Source organism: Rhizobium sp. RU35A (assembly GCF_900156005.1).
Lineage (GTDB): Bacteria > Pseudomonadota > Alphaproteobacteria > Rhizobiales > Rhizobiaceae > Neorhizobium > Neorhizobium straminoryzae.
The window spans coordinates 144,838-163,548 of the sequence record NZ_FTMR01000002.1; the positions used below are offsets into that span (position 1 = coordinate 144,838).

Annotated in this window: 16 protein-coding genes; 7 read left to right on the top strand and 9 right to left on the bottom strand. The window is 63.3% G+C overall.

Features of this window, described 5'->3' with window-relative positions; genetic code table 11:
* Positions 1-611: 611 nt before the first annotated feature.
* Positions 612-893 carry a hypothetical protein gene (locus F3H95_RS05295; RefSeq protein ID WP_149745182.1) on the bottom strand — a complete coding sequence of 94 codons (282 nt, stop codon included), beginning with the start codon at positions 891-893 and terminating at the stop codon, positions 612-614.
* Between the two features lie 200 nt (positions 894-1,093).
* Between F3H95_RS05295 and glgX the strand changes: the two genes are divergently transcribed.
* On the top strand, positions 1,094-3,175 hold the full coding sequence (gene glgX, locus F3H95_RS05300) for a glycogen debranching protein GlgX (protein WP_149745183.1): 2,082 nt from the start codon (positions 1,094-1,096) through the stop codon (positions 3,173-3,175).
* A gap of 211 nt (positions 3,176-3,386) precedes the next feature.
* Here the strand turns inward: glgX and glgA are convergent, their stop codons facing one another.
* Together glgA and F3H95_RS05310 are read right to left on the bottom strand one after the other, a co-directional pair.
* On the bottom strand, positions 3,387-4,838 hold the full coding sequence (gene glgA / locus F3H95_RS05305; RefSeq protein ID WP_188134335.1) for a glycogen synthase GlgA: 1,452 nt from the start codon (positions 4,836-4,838) through the stop codon (positions 3,387-3,389).
* A 345-nt stretch (positions 4,839-5,183) separates the two neighbouring features.
* A complete protein-coding gene (locus tag F3H95_RS05310; protein WP_149745185.1) occupies positions 5,184-5,543 on the bottom strand; it encodes a DUF2934 domain-containing protein in 360 nt (119 codons plus the stop codon).
* A gap of 176 nt (positions 5,544-5,719) precedes the next feature.
* Between F3H95_RS05310 and F3H95_RS05315 the strand changes: the two genes are divergently transcribed.
* Positions 5,720-5,941 carry a hypothetical protein gene (locus F3H95_RS05315; RefSeq protein WP_143125331.1) on the top strand — a complete coding sequence of 74 codons (222 nt, stop codon included), beginning with the start codon at positions 5,720-5,722 and terminating at the stop codon, positions 5,939-5,941.
* Positions 5,942-6,077: 136 nt separating this feature from the next.
* On the opposite strand, the gene F3H95_RS05320 is transcribed toward F3H95_RS05315, so the two are convergent.
* The 4 genes from F3H95_RS05320 to F3H95_RS05330 form a co-directional block, all read right to left on the bottom strand.
* Positions 6,078-6,575 (bottom strand): ferritin-like domain-containing protein, encoded by a 498-nt coding sequence (locus tag F3H95_RS05320; protein ID WP_149745186.1) that lies wholly within the window; start codon positions 6,573-6,575, stop codon positions 6,078-6,080.
* A gap of 104 nt (positions 6,576-6,679) precedes the next feature.
* Positions 6,680-6,850, bottom strand: coding sequence for a hypothetical protein (locus F3H95_RS27085; protein WP_188134299.1), 171 nt, complete (start codon positions 6,848-6,850; stop codon positions 6,680-6,682).
* 468 nt (positions 6,851-7,318) lie between these two features.
* Positions 7,319-7,507: a hypothetical protein gene (locus F3H95_RS05325; protein ID WP_149745187.1), complete on the bottom strand. Its 189-nt coding sequence runs from the start codon at positions 7,505-7,507 to the stop codon at positions 7,319-7,321.
* A 186-nt stretch (positions 7,508-7,693) separates the two neighbouring features.
* Positions 7,694-8,071, bottom strand: coding sequence for a hypothetical protein (locus tag F3H95_RS05330; RefSeq protein WP_143125328.1), 378 nt, complete (start codon positions 8,069-8,071; stop codon positions 7,694-7,696).
* Between the two features lie 208 nt (positions 8,072-8,279).
* Between F3H95_RS05330 and F3H95_RS05335 the strand changes: the two genes are divergently transcribed.
* Positions 8,280-8,765: a sigma-70 family RNA polymerase sigma factor gene (locus F3H95_RS05335; protein ID WP_244617895.1), complete on the top strand. Its 486-nt coding sequence runs from the start codon at positions 8,280-8,282 to the stop codon at positions 8,763-8,765.
* A 179-nt stretch (positions 8,766-8,944) separates the two neighbouring features.
* On the top strand, positions 8,945-11,290 hold the full coding sequence (locus F3H95_RS05340) for a glucose/quinate/shikimate family membrane-bound PQQ-dependent dehydrogenase (protein WP_149745189.1): 2,346 nt from the start codon (positions 8,945-8,947) through the stop codon (positions 11,288-11,290).
* 138 nt (positions 11,291-11,428) lie between these two features.
* Here F3H95_RS05340 and F3H95_RS05345 read toward each other — a convergent pair whose 3' ends face one another.
* Together F3H95_RS05345 and F3H95_RS05350 are read right to left on the bottom strand one after the other, a co-directional pair.
* Entirely contained in the window at positions 11,429-11,704 is a 276-nt protein-coding gene (locus F3H95_RS05345) for a BON domain-containing protein (protein WP_149745190.1), read from the bottom strand.
* A 65-nt stretch (positions 11,705-11,769) separates the two neighbouring features.
* On the bottom strand, positions 11,770-13,326 hold the full coding sequence (locus F3H95_RS05350) for a PAS domain-containing sensor histidine kinase (RefSeq protein ID WP_149745191.1): 1,557 nt from the start codon (positions 13,324-13,326) through the stop codon (positions 11,770-11,772).
* A 164-nt stretch (positions 13,327-13,490) separates the two neighbouring features.
* Here F3H95_RS05350 and F3H95_RS05355 point away from each other — a divergent pair, with 164 nt between their 5' ends.
* From F3H95_RS05355 to F3H95_RS05365, 3 genes are all read left to right on the top strand, one after another.
* On the top strand, positions 13,491-14,096 hold the full coding sequence (locus F3H95_RS05355) for a TetR family transcriptional regulator (protein ID WP_149745192.1): 606 nt from the start codon (positions 13,491-13,493) through the stop codon (positions 14,094-14,096).
* Positions 14,097-14,243: 147 nt separating this feature from the next.
* Positions 14,244-15,380: an efflux RND transporter periplasmic adaptor subunit gene (locus F3H95_RS05360; protein WP_149745193.1), complete on the top strand. Its 1,137-nt coding sequence runs from the start codon at positions 14,244-14,246 to the stop codon at positions 15,378-15,380.
* A gap of 30 nt (positions 15,381-15,410) precedes the next feature.
* Entirely contained in the window at positions 15,411-18,563 is a 3,153-nt protein-coding gene (locus tag F3H95_RS05365; RefSeq protein WP_149745194.1) for an efflux RND transporter permease subunit, read from the top strand.
* Positions 18,564-18,711 lie beyond the last annotated feature (148 nt).

The window sequence follows — 18,711 nt, forward strand, 5'->3', positions numbered from 1 at the left end:
GGGGCGTGCAAGTTCCATCCGAGACGGGATTTGCGCCGATCGCGGCGTCGAGGTGGATGAGAGATGGCCGTAATGTGCGCAAATCCGTCGCGCAGGTGACTTGCGTTTATGTGCGGCAGACGCATGCAGCGCCGGTATGCACGTTTCCGAAGTCACATGGCAAAGATATGAGGAGACGTTGTGCGTTATGCATGGGCTTGCCAAAGGCTACATCGCCTCATTGGCTGCACAGGCGGGTGAGGCCGTGGATGTTCGCCAGTAATCTCGCGACTGTCTTGTCCGGTTCATCCCACTGGCTGGCGAACACCACAAGAAACTCTCCGGAGGCCGTTTACGCCGCCGGTGGACGGAGTGCCGTCTTTTTCTCTGCCCGGCGGCAGGTCAGACGGGGACCACCATCATGTAGCAGGTGGCAATAACCATCATCACAGTGGCAGCTTCAAGCCATTCGCGAGACATCGGATCCCTCCTTGCGGTCTGTGCCACCAGAACGACTATGCCCTTGTTCCGGTTCCACAGAACCGCCACACTTCTTAATATCGCGACATGAGTCTGGCCGAAACATGGCAGGCGACGCCTCTTTCGTTGCTGCAATGCGGGAGGCAACGGCATCACCCGTGGCGATTCTGCGAAGCGTCTGCCCGGGCGCGTGCCGCCTCTAGAATGGAGCGAACCTCATCGGCGGCCGTCGTTGCGGCAGCCAGTCCCGCATCGTCTTCGGAAAGGACGCCGGGATCCTCCTGATGGTCCTGAAAGCTTGCCTCTTCCGTCAGACGGCGGGCGAAGTCCTGGACCCGTTCCTCGCCGCAGAGCAGGGCAGCAATGAAATCGATCATCAGTTCGCGGTGGGCGTTGAGGCGCCCCTCCAGTTCCTCATGCGTCAGGTGGTTCATGATTCATCTCCCGGTGTTCCGTTGCCGCCGTCTCTGCGGCCGATGCCTGTCCAACGCGCAAGGGGGGCGAAAAGTTACGCGCGACCGGCAAAAACCGGGCTTCTGCTGCGGTGCAGCGTGATCCTGCGGCATCTTCGACACGCAAGGGAACGATTCCCCCGGTCGCGCTTTGTTGGCGCACACTCACAACAAGGTGCGGCATGGACAGCAATCTTCGAACGGTCAGCGTTGAACCCGGTTCCTGGCTGGAGCTTGGTGCGAACTTCGATGGCGAAGGCACGAACTTCGCCATTTTTTCGGCCCATGCGGAGCGCGTGGAGCTTTGCCTCTTCGATGAGAGCGGCAAGCGGGAGATCGCCCGCGTCACGCTGCCGGAATACACCCACGAGATCTGGCACGGCTATCTGCCGGGCGTGAAGCCGGGGCAGTTGTACGGCTACCGCGTGCACGGCCCCTTCGATCCGGAAAACGGCCACCGCTTCAACCCGAACAAGCTGCTGATCGATCCTTATGCCCGCGAACTGGTCGGAACCTTCGACTGGAACGACGCGCATTTCGCCTATGACATCTATCACGACGACAAGGATCTCACCTTCGACGAGCGCGACAGCGCGCCGTTCACCCCGAAGTGCCGCGTGATCGACCCGAAGGATTTCGACTGGACGCCGGACAACCGTCCGAACGTGCCCTGGCCCTCCACCATCGTCTACGAGACGCATGTGAAGGGGTTCACCAAGCTCAACCCGGCCATCCCGCAGGATCTGCGCGGCACCTTCGACGGCATGGGGCACAAGGCTTCGGTGGATTACATCAAGAGCCTCGGCATCACCTCGGTGGAACTGATGCCGGTGCACGAGTTTCCCGATGACCAGCATCTGCTGGACAGGGGCCTGCACAATTTCTGGGGCTACAACACCATCGGCTTTTTCGCGCCGGCCTCGCGCTATTATGGCCCGCGTGGCATCCAAGGCTTTCGCGACATGGTGCGCGCCTACCACGATGCCGGCATCGAAGTCATTCTCGACGTGGTCTATAACCACACCGCCGAGGGCAATGAGCTGGGGCCGACGCTCTCCTTCAAGGGTATCGACAACTTTTCCTACTACCGCACCCTGCCGGACAATCACCGCTACTACATCAACGATACCGGCACCGGAAACACGGTGAACACCTCGCATCCGCGCGTGCTGCAGATGGTGATGGATTCGCTGCGCTACTGGGTGGAGCACATGCATGTCGACGGCTTCCGCTTCGACCTCGGCACCATTCTCGGCCGTGAGCCGGAAGGCTTCGACCAGCGCGGCGGCTTCTTCGACGCCATCACGCAATGCCCGATCCTGTCGCGCGTCAAGCTGATCGGCGAGCCCTGGGACATCGGCCCGGGCGGCTATCAGGTCGGTGGCTTTCCCCCCGGCTGGGCCGAATGGAACGACAAGTATCGCGATACCACGCGCGAATACTGGAAGGGCGACCAGAACACCGCGCCGGACTTTGCCGCGCGCCTCCTCGGCTCCGGCGACATTTACGATTTGCGCGGACGCCGTCCCTGGGCAAGCGTCAACTTCCTCGCCGCCCATGACGGTTTTACGCTGAATGACCTCGTTTCCTACAACGAGAAGCACAATGCGGATAATGGCGAGGACAACAACGACGGCCACAACGACAACCGCAGCTATAATTACGGTGCGGAAGGCCCGACCGAGGACGAGGGCATCAATGCGGTGCGCGAGCGCCAGAAGCGCAATTTCCTCGCCACGCTGTTTCTCTCGCATGGCACGCCGATGCTGCTGGCCGGCGACGAATTCGGTCGCAGCCAGATGGGCAACAACAACGGCTACTGCCAGGACAGCGAGATTTCGTGGGTCCAGTGGGAGGACCTGCCGGAGACCAACGAGGCGCTGCGCAATTTCACGCGTCACCTGATCACGCTGCGTCACACCCAGCCGATCTTCCGCCGCGAGAGCTGGCGCGACGGCATGGAAGTCAACTGGTTCAATGCCGGTGGCGGCTACCAGCAGCCGGAGCAGTGGCTGGAAGGCACGACGCTAGGCCTGCATCTCGGCCGGCGCGATCTCGAGGGACAGAAGGGCATCTGGTCGGATGTGCTGATGCTGTTCAACCCGTTCGAAGGGCAGGTGCCGTTCAAGATCCCGCCGCTCAACAAGGGCAAGTGGATCCTCGAACTGACGACGGCGGATGTCACCATTCGCGGCCAGGAGATCGATCAGGACGAGGATTTCGAACTGGAAGGCCGCAGCCTCGCCGTGTTCCGCCGCGGCTGATCGCCCCACCCGTTTCCCCGGGCGCGCGCTCTCTGCCATCACCGGCAGGGGGCGCGTTTTCGTGTGCGGTGTCACTTTCTTCTGCGTGCATCGCCGCAGGCGCGGAACCGATCGTGTTCGCCACATTGCAAAGCGCCCGCCTTCTCATCGGAAGGCGGGCGCTTTTGGTATTCCATGGCAGGAAGTTTCGTTGGCTGATCCAGGCCTGACATCAGGAGGCAGCGGCGCGCCGACTGACCAGATTGGTGTAGATCGCCGCATATTTCTCCGCGCTGCGCTCCCAGGAAAAGCGGGTCTTCATGCCCTGGTTCTGCAGCCTTGCCCATTGGCGGGGGTCGGCATAGGTGTCGAGCGCACGGCGGAGCGCGAGCCGCAACCCGTCCGTGTTGACCGGATGGAACTGGAAGCCGGTGGCAACGCGCGCCGACATGGCCGCATCATTGGCGTCGATGATGGTTTCCGAAAGCCCGCCGGTGCGTGACACCACCGGCACGCAGCCATAGCGCAGCGCATAAAGCTGCGTCAGGCCGCAGGGTTCGAAGCGCGACGGCTGGACGATCGCGTCCGATCCGCCGTGGATCAGATGCGCGGTCGGCTCGTCATAGCCGATATGCACGGCCATGCGGCCGGGGAAGCGGGCGGCGGTCACGCGCAGCGCCTGTTCGATCGCGTGATCGCCCTTGCCGAACACGATCACCTTGCCGCCCTGGCGCAGAACCTCGTCGGCGGCATCGGCGAACATGTCCATGCCCTTCTGCCAGGTGAGGCGAGTGACGGCTGAAAACACCGGTCCCTCGTCCTGATCGAGTCCGAAGCGCTCCAGCAGCACCTCGCGGTTCTCCCGCTTGCGTCTCAGGCTCGTGGCATCGTAATTGCGCGGCAGATGCGGATCGGTGGCCGGATTCCAGATGTCGAGATCGATGCCGTTGACGATGCCGCGCAGCGCCATCACCCGCTCGTTCAGCACGCCATCGAGCCCCATGCCGAAGCGCGGTGTGAGGATTTCGCGGGCATAGGTGGGGCTGACCGTGGTGATGATGTCGGCCGTCTGCAGCCCGCCTTTCAGATAGCTGATATCGCCGAAATATTCGAGGCAGTCGGTGGTGTTGAGACGGTCCGGAAGGCCGATCGCGGCCAACCGGTCGGCGCCGAACTGGCCCTGGAAGGCGATGTTGTGAATGGTCAGCACGACAGGCACCCGGCAGCCCATGTCGCGCATGTAGACCGAGGTCAGGGCCGACTGCCAGTCATGGGTATGTACGAGATCCGGCTGCCAGCCGGGCAGCGCTCCGCCAGCAATTTCCGCCGCCGCGCGCGACAGGGCTGCAAAGCGCAGCCAGTTGTCGGGATGATCGTTGCCTGCTTCATCCACATAGGGGCCGCCCGGTCGGTCAAACAGCGCGGGCGCGTCGAGCACCAGAAGATCGAGATCCTCGACGCTTGCATGCAGCAGGGTCGCGCGCTCTCCAAGCAGGTCATCGAAGGTCATCAGCGGAACGCCGCTCTGGCCGATCTGGCGCAGCACCACCGGATAACCCGGAAGCAGTGTCGTGGTGGCGATTCCAAGAGTGGCCAGTGCCTTGGGTAATGAGCCCGTCACATCGGCAAGGCCGCCAGTCTTGATAACGGGAAAGAGTTCTGACGTCACCGAGAGGATCTTCATCGTCGGCATTGCCCTTCCGATGCGTGGCGGCTCGGGAAGCCGGTCACGGCCCCCTCGTCGCTCACGGCGGTCATCCAGAGTGAAGGGCGCATTCATCATGGAACAATTCTCCGCGCGCCATACCCGTGACGCGCCCCCGGATGGGGACGTGCCGTTGTCGCGTCCTGATGAACGCTGCGCCCACCCTGGGCGTTCCCTCGCTTTGTGCAAAAGGGGTGAGCCCCGAAAACGGAGGGTTCGCAAAACTGGACCTGCATGCCGCACTCGACGATAAGGACAACGATGTTCCAGCGCCGCGAAGTGATCCGCGACGGTGTAAAGCTTGGCAATGAGGGGAGGACGATCTCAGGCGACGGGTGTCTTGGCGCTGCGTTTCCTGGCCGGTGCCGCAACCGGCTCGATAGATTTGGCTTCCGTGCCGGGCTTGGCGGCAGGCGTCTTGGCTGCCGCTTTCGCGGTCGGGACCTTTGTCTTTGCCGAGGTTGCCTTTACCGACTTCGGTGTGGCTTCCGTGGTGGGGGCAGATTGTGCCGGACTTCCCACCTTCTTGGCACGCGTGACTGCCGGTTTCGCTGTGGTGCTGGCCTGCGTTTCAAATTCCTCGCAGGCGCGCGTCCAGTGCTCGGCATCCTTGCCGTGCGGACGCCCCTCTTCTTCCCAGAGCGCGTAGGCCCGGTTTCTGATCCACTCGTGTGAGTCCGCCATCTTCCTCTCCATTCGCCCAACCGTCAGAACACGCGAAACTGACTAAAGTTCCCGCGTCCGTCGAATTTTGTGCGCTGCAGCGGCTGCTGGCAATCCTCTAAATCGGCAAAATGCGGGATGAGCGGAACTTCTTCGTCTCTCGCGGGTTCGGTGCGCGGGCAAGGAGGAGCCATCTGATGGAAAAATGCCTTGATATCGTGCCACATGCCACGGGCTGGATCTACGTCTTCGACGGCCAGCCCTCTGCATCCTTTCCGAGCTATGCGCTTGCCTTGAAGGCGGCCCGTGCGCATGCCGCACGCGATGTGCAGACACTGCGCCGCACCGTCTTTCGCAGGCAGGAAGTCAGCGGCGAATTCAGCAGCATCGTGCACCATACGCAGCATCTGCCGCACTGAGGCGGTCACGCCGCCATTTTGCCGGTCCGGCCCGCGGAGACATCGACTCTTCGCGGGTTTTTCATGCGGGGCGGCATGCCGGAAGACATGCGCCGCCCCCGTTTCCGGAGACGGCGGACTGCTTCGACGATCCGGTTCAGGCCGCCTTGCGGGCGGCGCTGTTGACGGCGCTTTCGGCAAGCTGCGTCAGCGTTTCGTCGGTCTTGCTCTCTTCGGCGAGTGTTGCCTCGAGCAGGGCGACGGCGTCCTTGAGGCCAAGCTGCATCGCCCAGGAGCGCAGGGTGCCATAACGGCTGATCTCGTAATGCTCGACAGCCTGGGCCGCTGCCAGCAGGCCGGCATCAAGGGCGGGCGTACCCTTGAATTCGTCGAGGATTTCCTCTCCTTCCTCGATGATGCCGTCAATGGCGGGGCAGGTCTTGCCGCGGGCGCGCTTGCCGATCAGCTCGAAGACCTGCTGCAGGCGCTCGATCTGCCCGTCGGTTTCCTCCTTGTGCTTCAGGAAGGCCTGCTTCAGCTTCGGGTCGGTGGCACCGCGCGCCATCTTCGGCAGCGCCTTCGAAATCTTGCGCTCCGCGTAGTAGATGTCCTTCAGCGTTTCGTAGAACAGATCCTCAAGGGTCTTGTCGGCCATGATGCGTCTCTCCTCGGTGGTGGGGTGTCTCTCTGCCGACCGTTGTGATGGCCGCAGATTGCACGGGTCTAACCGGGGCGCGCTGCGAATGTTCCTGCGAAATCTCAACGGTTTTGCTGCGAGGCGTCCTCGTCCCACCGATCGGAGGCGGTGGTGCGGCTTGGCGTCCTGGTGAGAGATCGCATGCGACGCTGCCGGACCATGGCCGACACGATGACGCTGCCGATCAGCACGGGGCCGATGGCGACGGCTGCAAACCAGAAATTGCTGATCATGCCGGCTCTCCGGCCGTCGTTCCACTCGGGTCGCCCGGGCCGCCCGGGCGTGCCCGGGCAGACTGTTCGCGCGGGATATTGCGGGATTTGGGGTCATCATACATGACCTGCCTCCTCTTGCTTGCATCGCGTTCAGCGTGACCAACCGATGAAGGGGCAGATTGTTCCGTGCCGGCAGAGGCTGGCTGGTTGCGCGCTTCTGCCTCTATACCGCAGCCGTTTGGGCGGGCTGACGGTGTCATGAAAGGAGGGGAGCCATCCACGCTCGCGGACGAGGAGATGAAACGGCCATGGCAGGGAGCGCGGTGGCGACGAAGGAGGCCCGGTCCGAAAGCCTTCCGAAGGATATGACCGCCGGAAAGACGTCCGCCTTCTATCCGGTGACGTGATCGGGACACGGCCGGATCAGCATGGCCTGAGATCACGTGCCACGGAGAGACGCGCCATGAAAGGCGATGACCGGCCGGTTTACGCCTTGAGGTTTTGCTTGTCGTTCAGCGCCTTCTGCAGTTCCAGCGCCAGTTCCATCAGCCTGTCGGGAACCGTTTCCTTTTCGATTTCGGCAAGCAGACCGGCAACCTTGCGACTGACGCTGGCGCCAAGCTCGGACGGCCCGGACTTCAGGCCGGTCGCAGTCTTGTCGGTAGTCTCGTTCATTGCGACCCCTCGGCGAAACCTGTGTCTGAAGACTGCCTCCTCTGGCGACGCATCGCCGCCGGTTGAAAGAAGCATTCATGTCAAACTATTGGAAAGCGCGGAAAGGTCCCGTTTGTCAATGGTATTGGAGCGAGGGAGGAAGCCCGGCCGATCGCTTGTCGCCCGGGCGTTGTATCCCGGTCGCCGTCACCCACGACCATGACGGCCGGGAATGGAGGTGATCGAAGCCGAAACCGGGTCGCTTGCGGGGAATGTATCTTCCAGCCCTTCCTGCAATTGCTCCTCCAGTTTCTGCGCCTTGCCCTGCCGACCGCTGTCTCCGGCAAGGGTCGCGGTGCGTCCGTCCTGGTCCTTGCCTTCCATCATTTCCTCGGGCAGGTCGTCGTCATGGATGACGCGTGCAAGCAATGCCTTTGCCCTTGCCACTGCATTGGTACGATTCACCGCCTCACCCTGCGAGCGCAGGCTGACGGAGATGACGTCGCCGCTCTGCTCGATGAATTCCACCGTAAAGCCGTCATTGCCGCTGCCTTCGGTGATCACCTGTGTGCCAACAATGCTCATGGAGTCTCCCTTTCCGGTTTGCTGTCTGGGTCCTCGTGCAAACGGAAGAGGCAAGGTCTTTGTTCCTGCAGTCAGGCGTGTCCCGGACTGGTGCGGTCGACAACCGCGAATGGTGGAGGCGGGCGGAACTAAATGCGCATGCGCGACGTTTGCCACCTCGATCCCACCCCCCTTATTGGAGAGGTTTGCAACGGTGTCCGAATCACAGTTGAGTCGCGATCCTGCACGCGCAGACATTGTCAGACTCATCCCCGCCCTGCGTGCCTTTGCCCGTACCTTCTGCCGCAATCCCTCGGATGCGGACGATCTGGTGCAGGAGACCCTGATGAAGGCGCTGGCCAACCTCGACAAGTTCGAGCCGGGAACCAAGCTGAAATCCTGGCTCTTCACCATCATGCGCAACACCTTCTATACCCGCGCCAAGGTGCTTGGCCGCGAGGCGCCGGGCCTGGAGGAGGCCGTCTCCGGCGATACGCCGATGGAGGCAACGCAGGAGGTGCAGGCGCGCGTCCGGGAGGTGCAGCGCGCACTCGCCAAGCTTCCGCCCCATTATCGGGAGGTCCTCACCTTGGTGGCCATTCTGGGCGAGAGCTACGAGTCGGCCGCCGAGATCTGCGAGTGTGCCATCGGCACGGTCAAGAGCCGGCTGAACCGCGCGCGCCACCAGATCCTGCAGGAACTGGGCGAGGACTGATCCCGTCCGTCGCCGCAACGGGCCGGATTCATGCAAAGACGAGCGGGCCGATCGTCTGCCGCATACGGCAGGGCGAAGCCTCGTTGTTGGATGGAACCTTCCGCGCCTCCGGAAGTTGACTGGCCGGGTAGGGCCCCAAAAAAGCCTTGTTCGCCCTTCGCACTTTCGGGATTTCTCATATGTCTGTTACGATCACTGCGATCCTGTTCGCCTTGATAGGGATTGCCTTGGCAGGCGGTGGCGCTCAGCTTCTGATGCTGGGCGGCAGCGCCTATTACCTCATCACCGGCATCGCCTTTCTGGTGACGGCCATCCTGCTTTTCCTGCGCCGTTCCGCAGCGCTTCTTCTTTATTCCCTCATCGTCATCGGCTCGCTGATCTGGGCCATCTGGGAGGTCGGCTTCGACTGGTGGCAGCTCGGGCCGCGCGGTGGCGTGGTCATCGTACTCGGCCTCTGGCTGCTGACGCCGTGGATCCGCCGCCCGCTCGGCTTTACAAGCCCCAACACCGGCGCGCGCTATGGCGCCGGTGCCGGTCCGCTTGCCATTGCCGTGGTTCTGGCGATCGCCGTCGCGATCTTTTCGATGCTCGCCAATTCCACCGACATGGAAGGCCGGCTGCCGGAAGACAAGATTGCTGCTGCGCCCGATCTCGGGGGCAATGTTCCGCCCGGCGAATGGCACCAGTACGGACGCACGCCCTATGGCCAGCGCTACTCGCCGCTCGACCAGGTCAATGTCCAGAACGTGGCAAACCTCAAGGAAGTCTGGCGCTACCAGACCGGCGATGTGAAGCTGCCGGACGATGTTGGCGAGACGACCTATCAGGTGACGCCGCTGAAGGTCGGCAATTCCCTCTATCTCTGCACACCGCACAACTGGGCGATCGCCATCGACGCGACAACCGGCAAGCAGCAGTGGAAATATGATCCGAATGTCGGGCTGAACCCCGACCGCCAGCACCAGACCTGCCGCGGCGTGACCTATTTCGCCGATCCGGCCGCTCAGCCCGGCACCGCTTGCGCCACCCGCGTCTATCTGCCCACCTCCGATGCGCGCCTGATCGCGCTCGATGCGACGAACGGCCAAGTCTGCACAACCTTTGCCGATAACGGCGTCCTGCATCTGGAACAGGGCATGCCCTACAATCCGGCCGGCTATTATTACTCCACCTCGCCGCCGGTGATTGCGGCAGGCAAGATCATCATCGGCGGTGCCGTCAACGACAACTATTCGACGCAGGAACAGTCCGGCGTCATCCGCGCCTTCGACGTGAAGTCCGGCCAGCTCGTCTGGAACTGGGATTCCGGCAATCCGACGCAGACGCAGCCCCTCCCGCAGGGCCAGACCTATACGGCCAATTCACCCAACAGCTGGTCGGTGTTCAGCGTCGATGAAAAGCTGGGCCTCGTCTATATTCCGCTCGGCAACCAGGTGCCCGACCAGCTCGGCATGAACCGCTCAGACAGCGTGGAAAAATACTCCTCCTCCATCGTCGCCCTCGACATCAATACCGGGCAGGACCGCTGGGTGCGCCAGACCGTGCATCACGATCTCTGGGACATGGACGTGCCCGCCCAGCCGGTGCTGGTGGACATCACCAAGCCGGATGGCACGCCGGTGCCGGCGCTGGTCGGTCCCACCAAGCAGGGGGATATCTATGTGCTCGACCGGCGCACCGGCGAGCCGCTGCAGCCGATCCGCGAGATCCCGGCGCCGGGCGGAGCGATCCCCGAGGATCACAGCGCGCCGACCCAGCCGGTCACCGCGCTCACCTTCCGGCCGCGCACACTCGAAGGGCGCGACATGTGGGGTGTCACCATGTTCGACCAAATGGTCTGCCGCATCCGGCTGAAGCAGCTGAAATACGAGGGGCAGTACACGCCGCCCTCGCTGCAGGGCACGCTGGTCTATCCCGGCAATTTCGGCACCTTCAACTGGGGTTCGGTCGCGGTCGATCCGGAACGCATGGTGATGTTCGGCATGCCGACCTATCTCGCCTTCACCTCGCAGCTTGTGCCGCGCGCCGATGTGCCGCCGAAGGGGTCTGACGAAAAGGGATCGGAACAGGGGCTGAACCGCAATGACGGCGCACCCTATGCCGTCAAGATGGGGCCCTTCCTCGGCCCGCTGCAGATTCCCTGCCAGGCTCCGCCATGGGGTTATGTGGCCGGCGCCAATCTGCGCACCGGCGAGACCGCCTACAAGCTGAAGAACGGCACAGTCTACGACATGACGCCGCTGCCCTTGCCCTTCAAGCTCGGTGTCCCCGGCATCGGCGGCCCGATGATCACCAAGGGCGGCGTTGCCTTCCTCGGTGCGGCCGTCGACAACTACCTGCGGGCCTATGAACTGACCACCGGCAAGCAGCTGTGGGAGGCACGCCTTCCGGCTGGCGGACAGGCCACCCCGATGACCTATTCGGTGGAGGACGGGCGCCAGTTCGTGGTGATGGTGGCGGGCGGCCACGGCTCGGTCGGCACCAAAGCCGGCGACTATGTGATCGCCTACGCCCTGCCGCGATAAGGTGTCCTGCGGGGCGGGCGACCTTCGCCCGCCCGACGGGATCCGCGGGCGGTCCCGGGCATAAAGACGGAAACGCAGAAGGAAGCCCGGAACGTGACGGTCACGCTCCGGGCTTTTCCATGTTCGCGGTTGCGGTCGTCAGAATGTGCCGCTTGCCCGCAGATGGTTGGTCACCGAGGTGACGCCAGCCACCGAGAGTGCAACCTCTGCCGCACGATCGCTCTCGCCCGGCAGCAGAACGCTGCCCGTCAGGATCACGGTCGTTCCCTCAACCGTTACAGCAAGATTGGTCGAGTCGAGGCCGCCTGCGCTCGCCAGCGCCTCGGCCACCCGCGTTTCAAGTTGGGCATCCGGCGGATTTTCCGCCGTCACCACCGGTTGTTCCGCGTGAAAGGTCTGGGGTTTGAACACCATTGTCTGTCCTCCTGGCTGTAGGAAGACCCAACAGCCGGGAGGCGCAAATGTTCGCACAGGCTCGCTCAGCCGGGTGCTGCCAGGTTTGCCAGAAGTTCGCGCAGCTGCTGTTGCGTGAAGGGCTTCGGCAGCCGCGGCAGATGGGTTCCCTCGCCGGAGGGAAGCTCCGCATAGCCGGTTGCCAGTACGATCGGCAGGTGCGGACGCAGCTGCCGGATGCGACCGGCCAGTTCGGCGCCCGTCATGCGCGGCATGGAATGGTCGGTGATGACAACGTCGATCTCCCGCCCGCTTTCCACGACAGCCAGCGCATCGGCGCCATTATAGGCCTCGATCACCGTATGGCCGAGATCCTCCAGCATCAGCCCCGTATTCATCAGCACCAGGGCGTCATCATCCACGGCCAGCACGGTCAGTGCGCGTCCGGCGTCCGGCGTATCCTGCATCATCGTCCTTGCGTCTTCCGTCCTCATGGTCGCTTCCGCGGCTCTCTCCAGCCCGGGCATCATCAGCGTGACTGTCGTGCCGGCGCCCGGCAGGCTGGTCAGCCTGAGCTCTCCGCCGGATTGCTCCGTCAGGCCTTGTACCATGGAAAGGCCGAGCCCGGTGCCCTTGCCGACGCCTTTCGTGGTAAAAAACGGCGTGGACGCCCGCGCCAGTGTCTCGGCATCCATGCCTTCGCCATCATCGATGACGCAGAGGGCCACATAAAGGCCGGGCGTAAGCTTTCCCGTGCGTCTGGTGATCTCTTGAGCGCGGGCGGTCACGCGGATGAGGCCGCCACCCGGCATGGCGTCGCGTGCGTTGACGATGAGGTTGAGAAGGGCCGTTTCCAGCTGGTTGACATCGGTCATGACGGCCGGCAGCCCTGCGTCGCAGTCGATGTCGATCATCACATTCGGCGGCAGCGAGCGGCGGGCAAGCTCCACCATGCCCTCCACAAGGTCGCGCACATCGACGGGGCGCACGTCCAGTTCCTGCCGGCGGGCAAAGGCGAGCAGGCGTTGAGTCAGCGCTGCGCCGCGCTCCGCGCCACGGATCGCATTGGTGACCAGCGGCGTGGTCTGCGGGTCCGGTGGCAGGCGCTTCTGCAGCATCTGCAGGCTGCCGAGAATAGCGGTCAGGAGATTGTTGAAGTCGTGGGCGATGCCGCCGGTCAACTGGCCGATGGCCTCCATCTTCTGCGCCTGGAACAGCTCTTCGCGCGCCTGCGACAGCTGGATCTGGGCGGCGTGCTTGTCGCTGATGTCACGGGTGATCTTGGCAAAGCCGAGAAGCATGCCCTGATCGTCGTGAATGGCGTCGATAACGACATTGGCCCAGAAACGTTCACCATTCTTGCGTACCCGCCAGCCTTCCTTCTCGAAGCGCCCATCCCGCCGGGCGGCTTGAAGCCCGCGCTGTGGTTCTCCCGCTGCACGGTCCTCAGGAGTGTAAAAGGTGGAGAAATGCTGCCCGATGATTTCGTGCGCGCTATAGCCCTTCACGCGCTCAGCCCCCGGGTTCCAGCTCGCGACATAGCCCAGCGGGTCCACCATGTAGATCGCATGGTCGGTCAAGGCATTGATGAGAAGCCGGTAGTGGTCGTCTGTCTCCAGTCGCAGCGTTTGGCCATCGGCCATGATCAGGTCCCCTCCGCATATCACCCACCCCGCGGCTCTTGCGAACTGCCGGCAGTGCGGAAGGTTCCATCACAGATCGAAAAAATCCGGATGATTGACAGAAAGGTATAAAATGTTATGACTGACGAAATTCAAAATTCGTCATTCATCATTCGGTGTCTATCATGAGTGATCTTTCCAGTCAGGTCGTTGACGCGTCCCGCCAGGAGAATGTCGAGAAGATCCTCGATACGGCGGAGCGCCTCTTCAAGCATTACGGCTACTCGAAGACCAATGTGGCTGACATTGCGCGCGACCTGTCGATGTCGCCGGCCAATATCTATCGCTTCTTCTCGTCCAAGGCCGAGATCCATCAGGCGCTCGCAAGGCGCATGCTGAGCGTGCAGTACGAGGCGCTGAAGGCCAATGCCGCAGGCCCCGGCTCGGTCGAGGAGCGGTTGAAGAGTCACTTGATCCTGATGCATCGCATCACCGTCGAGACGATGCTGGAAGAGGAACGGGTCCATGAAATGGTGCTGGTCGCGCTCGACCAGCAATGGCCGGTCATCGAGGAGCATCTGACGCGTATCCGGCATCTTCTGGCCGGGCTTATTCGCGAGGGGATCGATGCCGGTGAGTTTCGCGCACAGGACCCCATGGTTGCCGCCGAATGTTTCATCTGTTTCGGCGTCACCCTGTGCCATCCGCAACTGGTGGCCAAGAAAGGCAGGGGTGAGGATGAGGTCGAACCTCTGGTGCTCGCCGAATACATGATCCGTGCATTGAAGTGATGCCGTGGCGGGTCCGTACCAGACCCGCCCGATGGGATTGTTGCATGTGTTTCACGCCGTTCCGGAGGCGGGCATGATGCCCCTCTGTCGGTCCGGCTCAGGTCATCTCGACCCGCAGGGGGGTCATTTCGTCGGTAGGAGCCGAACATGTCGATCAGGGGACTGGCGAACTGGAAGAATATCGGGCTTGGCCTCGTCCTTGTCGGACTGGCAGGCTGCAATCAGCAGAAGGCGGAGACGGAAACGATCATCCGCCCGGTCAAGGTGGTCGAGGTGGCAAAGCCCGACGAAGGCCGCCAGATGCAGTATTCCGGCGCCGTGCGTGCCCGCACCGAGATCGCCATGGGCTTCCGCGTCGATGGCAAGGTCACCCAGCGGCTGGTCGATGTCGGACAGCGCGTCAAGCCGGGCGATGTGCTCGCCCGCCTCGATCCTGTCGATTACGAGCTTTCCGTCCGCCAGGCCGAGGCCCAGCTCGCCTCGGCCGAAAAGCAGGTGGAAATTTCCCGCCTGGCGCTGAACCGCGCCCAGGTGCTGCAGGAAAAGAGCATCACCTCGCAATCGACGCTGGAGCAGAGCCAGCTGTCGCACGAACAGGCGGTCGCCTCCCGCGATGCGGCGAAATCCGCGCTGGAACAGGCCCAGAACCGCGTGGCCTACACGACGCTTACCGCCGACGTGGATGGTATCGTGACGGCCACCAGCGCCGAGGCCGGGCAGGTGCTGGCCGCCGGTTCGCCGGTTATCACGCTCGCCCGCGACGGCGCCAAGGAAGTGGCGATTGCCGTGCCGGAAAACGACATTGCCGAATTCCGGCCGGGCAAGGTGGTAAAGGCCGGTTTCTGGTCGAACAGCGGGCTGTCGCTGGAGGGCAAGGTCCGCGAGGTTGCCGGCAGTGCCGACAGCCAGTCGCGCACCTTTGCCGTGCGGGTCAGCCTGCCGGACGACCCGAACGTCCGCCTCGGGATGACGGCGACGGTCAGCGTCAGGGCGGATGATGCCAAGCCCGCCTATGTGCTGCCGCTTGCCGCCCTGTCGCGCCAGTCCGATCGACCGGTCGTCTGGCTGGTGGACCGCAAGACGCAGACGGTGCATCCACGTCCCGTCACCGTGGCTGGCTTTGCCGGAGATGGCATCCGCGTCACCGAAGGCATTGCCGCTGGCGATCTGGTAGTGGCCGCCGGCACGCAGTTCATGCGTGAGGACATGAAGGTGCGCCTTTCCGAAGGAGAGGTCGAGAACGCGCAGGAGCCGGCCGCCGCCGGCCAGCCGCAGCAATCCTGATCCCGCCGTCCACACCAGGAAACGCACACCATGAGCGCCTCTCGCACGACGGCTTCCGGCAAGAAGCCCTTCAACCTGTCTCGCTGGGCGATTGCCCATCCGAGTATCGGCCGCTTCCTGTTCGGCCTGATCATCATCATCGGTGGTCTTGGCATCATGAACATGGGCCAGAAGGAAGATCCCGATTTCACCTTCCGCGTCATGGTGGTGCAGGCCGTCTGGCCGGGCGCCTCCATTGAGGAAATGCAGGATCAGGTGGTCAACAAGATCGAGCGCAAGCTGCAGGAAACCCCGCATCTCGACTGGGTGAAATCCTATACCCGCGCCGGCTTCTCCATCACCACCATCCAGATCAAGGGCAATACCAATGCGGCCCAGGTGAAGGATGCCTTCTATCAGGTGCGCAAGAAGATCGGCGACATCGAGCAGGATCTTCCGAGCGGCCTTCTCGGCCCCTATTTCAACGATGAGTTCGGCGATACCTATGTGACGCTGCATGCCATCACCGGCGACGGCTATTCCTATCCGGAGCTGAAGCAGTTCGCCATCCAGGCGCGCGACATGCTGCTCGCCACCAGGGGCGTCGAGAAGGTCTCGATCCTCGGCGACCAGCCGGAGCGAATCTATATCGATATCTCGTCGAAAGCGCTCGCCGAGCGTCAGCTGACGCTGAACGACGTCAAGAGCGCGCTGGCCGGCCAGAACGACATGGATCCGGCCGGGACGGTGCAGACCGCGAGCCGCTCTGTGCGCATCACCGTCGAAGGCGGCGTGCGCACGCCGGAAGACGTGCGGGAACTGCGCATCCGCAGCGGCGCGCAGGTGTTCCGTCTGGGTGATATCGCCACCGTTTCCCGTGGCCTCGTCGATCCTTACGATCGCAAGTTCCGCTTCAACGGCAAGGATGCGGTGGAAGTCGGCGTCGTCATGCAGAACGGCTACAAGGTGACCGATGTCGGCACCTGGGTGGACGAGACCTACAAGCGCTTCGAGGCCGCACTGCCGGTCGGCGTGTCTGTCGAGCAGATCGCCAACCAGCCGGAGGTCGTGCATGAGGCGATCGGCGAATTCACGCAGGCGCTCCTGGAAGCGCTGGTGATCGTTCTCGTCGTCTCACTGCTGTCGATCGGCTGGCGCTCCGGCATCGTGATCGCCATCTCCATTCCGCTGGTGCTCGCCGCCACGCTTGCCATCATGTACGAACTGGGCATCGAGTTGCAGCGCATCTCGCTTGGTGCGCTCATCATCGCGCTCGGCCTTCTGGTCGATGATGCGATGATCGTGGTCGAGATGATGGAGCGCAAGCTGGAGGAGGGGCTGGAAAAGCTCGATGCGGCGACCTTCGCCTATTCCTCCACGGCCTTTCCCATGCTGACCGGCACGCTGATCACCACCGCGGGCTTCATCCCGGTCGGCTTCGCGGATTCCACCGCCGGCGAATATGTCCGCTCCCTGTTCTACGTGGTCGGCATCGCGCTCGTCACCTCGTGGTTCGTCGCGGTCTATTTCACGCCCTGGCTCGGCTACATGATCCTGAAGCAACGGGCGCATGCCGGCACGCATCACGATGTCTACGACACGCGCTTCTATCGCGGCCTGCGCGCCACGGTGGCCTGGTGCGTGCGCCACCGGCTGATCGTGCTGATGGCGACCTTCCTCACCTTCGGCACCAGCCTCTGGGCCTTCCAGTTCATTCCGCAGAGCTTCTTCCCGCAGTCCTCGCGCCCGGAAATCCTGGTCGACATGTGGCTGCCGGAAGGAACTGCGATCGGTGAGGTGGAGCGTCAGGCCAAGGCGCTCGAAGAGAAGATCATGGACGATCCCGACAAGAAGTTCGTCGCCACCTTCATCGGCGAAGGCGCGCCGCGCTTCTTCCTGCCGCTCGACCAGCAGCTGCGCAACCCGAACTTCGCCCAGTTGCTCGTGATGTCGAACGGGCTGGAACAGCGGGAGCGGCTGATCCTGAAGCTGCGCAAGATCCTGGCGGAGGATTTCCCGACGGTGCGCGGCAAGGTGGACCGTCTTTTCCTCGGGCCGCCGGTCGGCTGGGCCGTGCAGATGCGCGTCACCGGTCCGGACCGTGCCGAGGTGCAGAAGATCGCCGATCAGGTGAAGCAGCGCTTCCACGACAACCCGCTGCTCGGCACCATCCACGACGACTGGCTGGAGCCGGTAACGACGATGAAGCTTGTCATCGATCAGGACCGTGCCCGGGCGCTCGGCGTCTCCTCGCAGCGCGTCCGCCAGATGCTGTATGCCTCCGTGACCGGCGCCGAGCTTGGCCAGTTCCGCGATGGCGAGGAAACCGTCTCCATCGTGGCCCGCGAACCGGCCGCCACCCGCAGCCTGCTGGATGCCGTGGAGAGCGTCTACATTCCGACCGACAGCGGCGCCTTCGTGCCCGTCTCGCAGATCGCCCATGTGGTGCCCGTGCAGGAAAACGGCATCGAATGGCGGCGCGATCGCCTGCCGACGATCACCGTCAAGGCGACCGTGCCGGACGGGATCGAGCCCAACGACCTCTCGATGAAGATGTATCAGGGCATGGCGGATCTGCGCGAAAAGCTGCCGGCCGGCTACAAGATCGAGATCCAGGGCGGGGCGGAAGATGCCGCCGAAAGCCAGATGTCGATTGCCGCCAAGGCGCCGGTGATGCTGTTCGTCATCCTGGTCCTGCTGATGATCCAGCTGCAGCATTTCGGCAAGGCCATGCTGGTGCTGGCGACCGGGCCGCTCGGCATCATCGGGGCGGCTGCCGCCCTGTTGATCACCGGCGCGCCGTTCGGCTTCGTGGCGATCCTCGGCGTCATCGCGCTGCTCGGCATCATTATCCGCAACTCGATCATCCTCGTCGACCAGATCGACCAGGATATTGCGAGCGGCATGCCGCGGCGCGAGGCGATCGTCGGCTCCGCCGTGCGGCGCTTCCGGCCGATCATGCTGACGGCGCTGGTTGCGGTGCTGGCGCTGATCCCGATCTCGCGCGGCCTGTTCTGGGGTCCGCTCGCCTATGCGATGATGGGCGGCATCCTGGTCGCGACGCTGCTCACCATCCTCGTGCTGCCCGCCGGCTATGCCCTGTTCTTCGGCCGCGAGCCTTCTTCGTCGGGACACGCCCGCGGCGACAATGATGACCGGCGGGAGGATCAGCTCTCGCTCGGCCTGAACCCTGCTGCCGAGTGACGCGATCTTCCGGGCGGCGCACCCCTGCCGCCCGGAGATATCGGCGATGCCCGTTCCGACCCGCTGGAACGGGCATCGCCGTTTGGTTGCCGAATGAGTGGAAATTTCCTCTTCCGCGGTCAACGGCAGGTTGGCGGTTTCTCGTTTC

What these genes read in the sequence shown, in the direction of transcription:
- F3H95_RS05345 (WP_149745190.1), bottom strand. Translation starts at nt 11,704, where the DNA reads ATGGTGTTCAAACCCCAGACCTTTCACGCGGAACAACCGGTGGTGACG.
- F3H95_RS05310 (WP_149745185.1), bottom strand. Translation starts at nt 5,543, where the DNA reads ATGGCGGACTCACACGAGTGGATCAGAAACCGGGCCTACGCGCTCTGG.
- glgX (WP_149745183.1), top strand. Translation starts at nt 1,094, where the DNA reads ATGGACAGCAATCTTCGAACGGTCAGCGTTGAACCCGGTTCCTGGCTG.
- F3H95_RS05330 (WP_143125328.1), bottom strand. Translation starts at nt 8,071, where the DNA reads ATGAGCATTGTTGGCACACAGGTGATCACCGAAGGCAGCGGCAATGAC.
- F3H95_RS05340 (WP_149745189.1), top strand. Translation starts at nt 8,945, where the DNA reads ATGTCTGTTACGATCACTGCGATCCTGTTCGCCTTGATAGGGATTGCC.
- F3H95_RS05295 (WP_149745182.1), bottom strand. Translation starts at nt 893, where the DNA reads ATGAACCACCTGACGCATGAGGAACTGGAGGGGCGCCTCAACGCCCAC.
- glgA (WP_188134335.1), bottom strand. Translation starts at nt 4,838, where the DNA reads ATGAAGATCCTCTCGGTGACGTCAGAACTCTTTCCCGTTATCAAGACT.
- F3H95_RS05350 (WP_149745191.1), bottom strand. Translation starts at nt 13,326, where the DNA reads ATGGCCGATGGCCAAACGCTGCGACTGGAGACAGACGACCACTACCGG.
- F3H95_RS27085 (WP_188134299.1), bottom strand. Translation starts at nt 6,850, where the DNA reads ATGATCAGCAATTTCTGGTTTGCAGCCGTCGCCATCGGCCCCGTGCTG.
- F3H95_RS05315 (WP_143125331.1), top strand. Translation starts at nt 5,720, where the DNA reads ATGGAAAAATGCCTTGATATCGTGCCACATGCCACGGGCTGGATCTAC.
- F3H95_RS05325 (WP_149745187.1), bottom strand. Translation starts at nt 7,507, where the DNA reads ATGAACGAGACTACCGACAAGACTGCGACCGGCCTGAAGTCCGGGCCG.
- F3H95_RS05360 (WP_149745193.1), top strand. Translation starts at nt 14,244, where the DNA reads ATGTCGATCAGGGGACTGGCGAACTGGAAGAATATCGGGCTTGGCCTC.
- F3H95_RS05320 (WP_149745186.1), bottom strand. Translation starts at nt 6,575, where the DNA reads ATGGCCGACAAGACCCTTGAGGATCTGTTCTACGAAACGCTGAAGGAC.
- F3H95_RS05365 (WP_149745194.1), top strand. Translation starts at nt 15,411, where the DNA reads ATGAGCGCCTCTCGCACGACGGCTTCCGGCAAGAAGCCCTTCAACCTG.
- F3H95_RS05355 (WP_149745192.1), top strand. Translation starts at nt 13,491, where the DNA reads ATGAGTGATCTTTCCAGTCAGGTCGTTGACGCGTCCCGCCAGGAGAAT.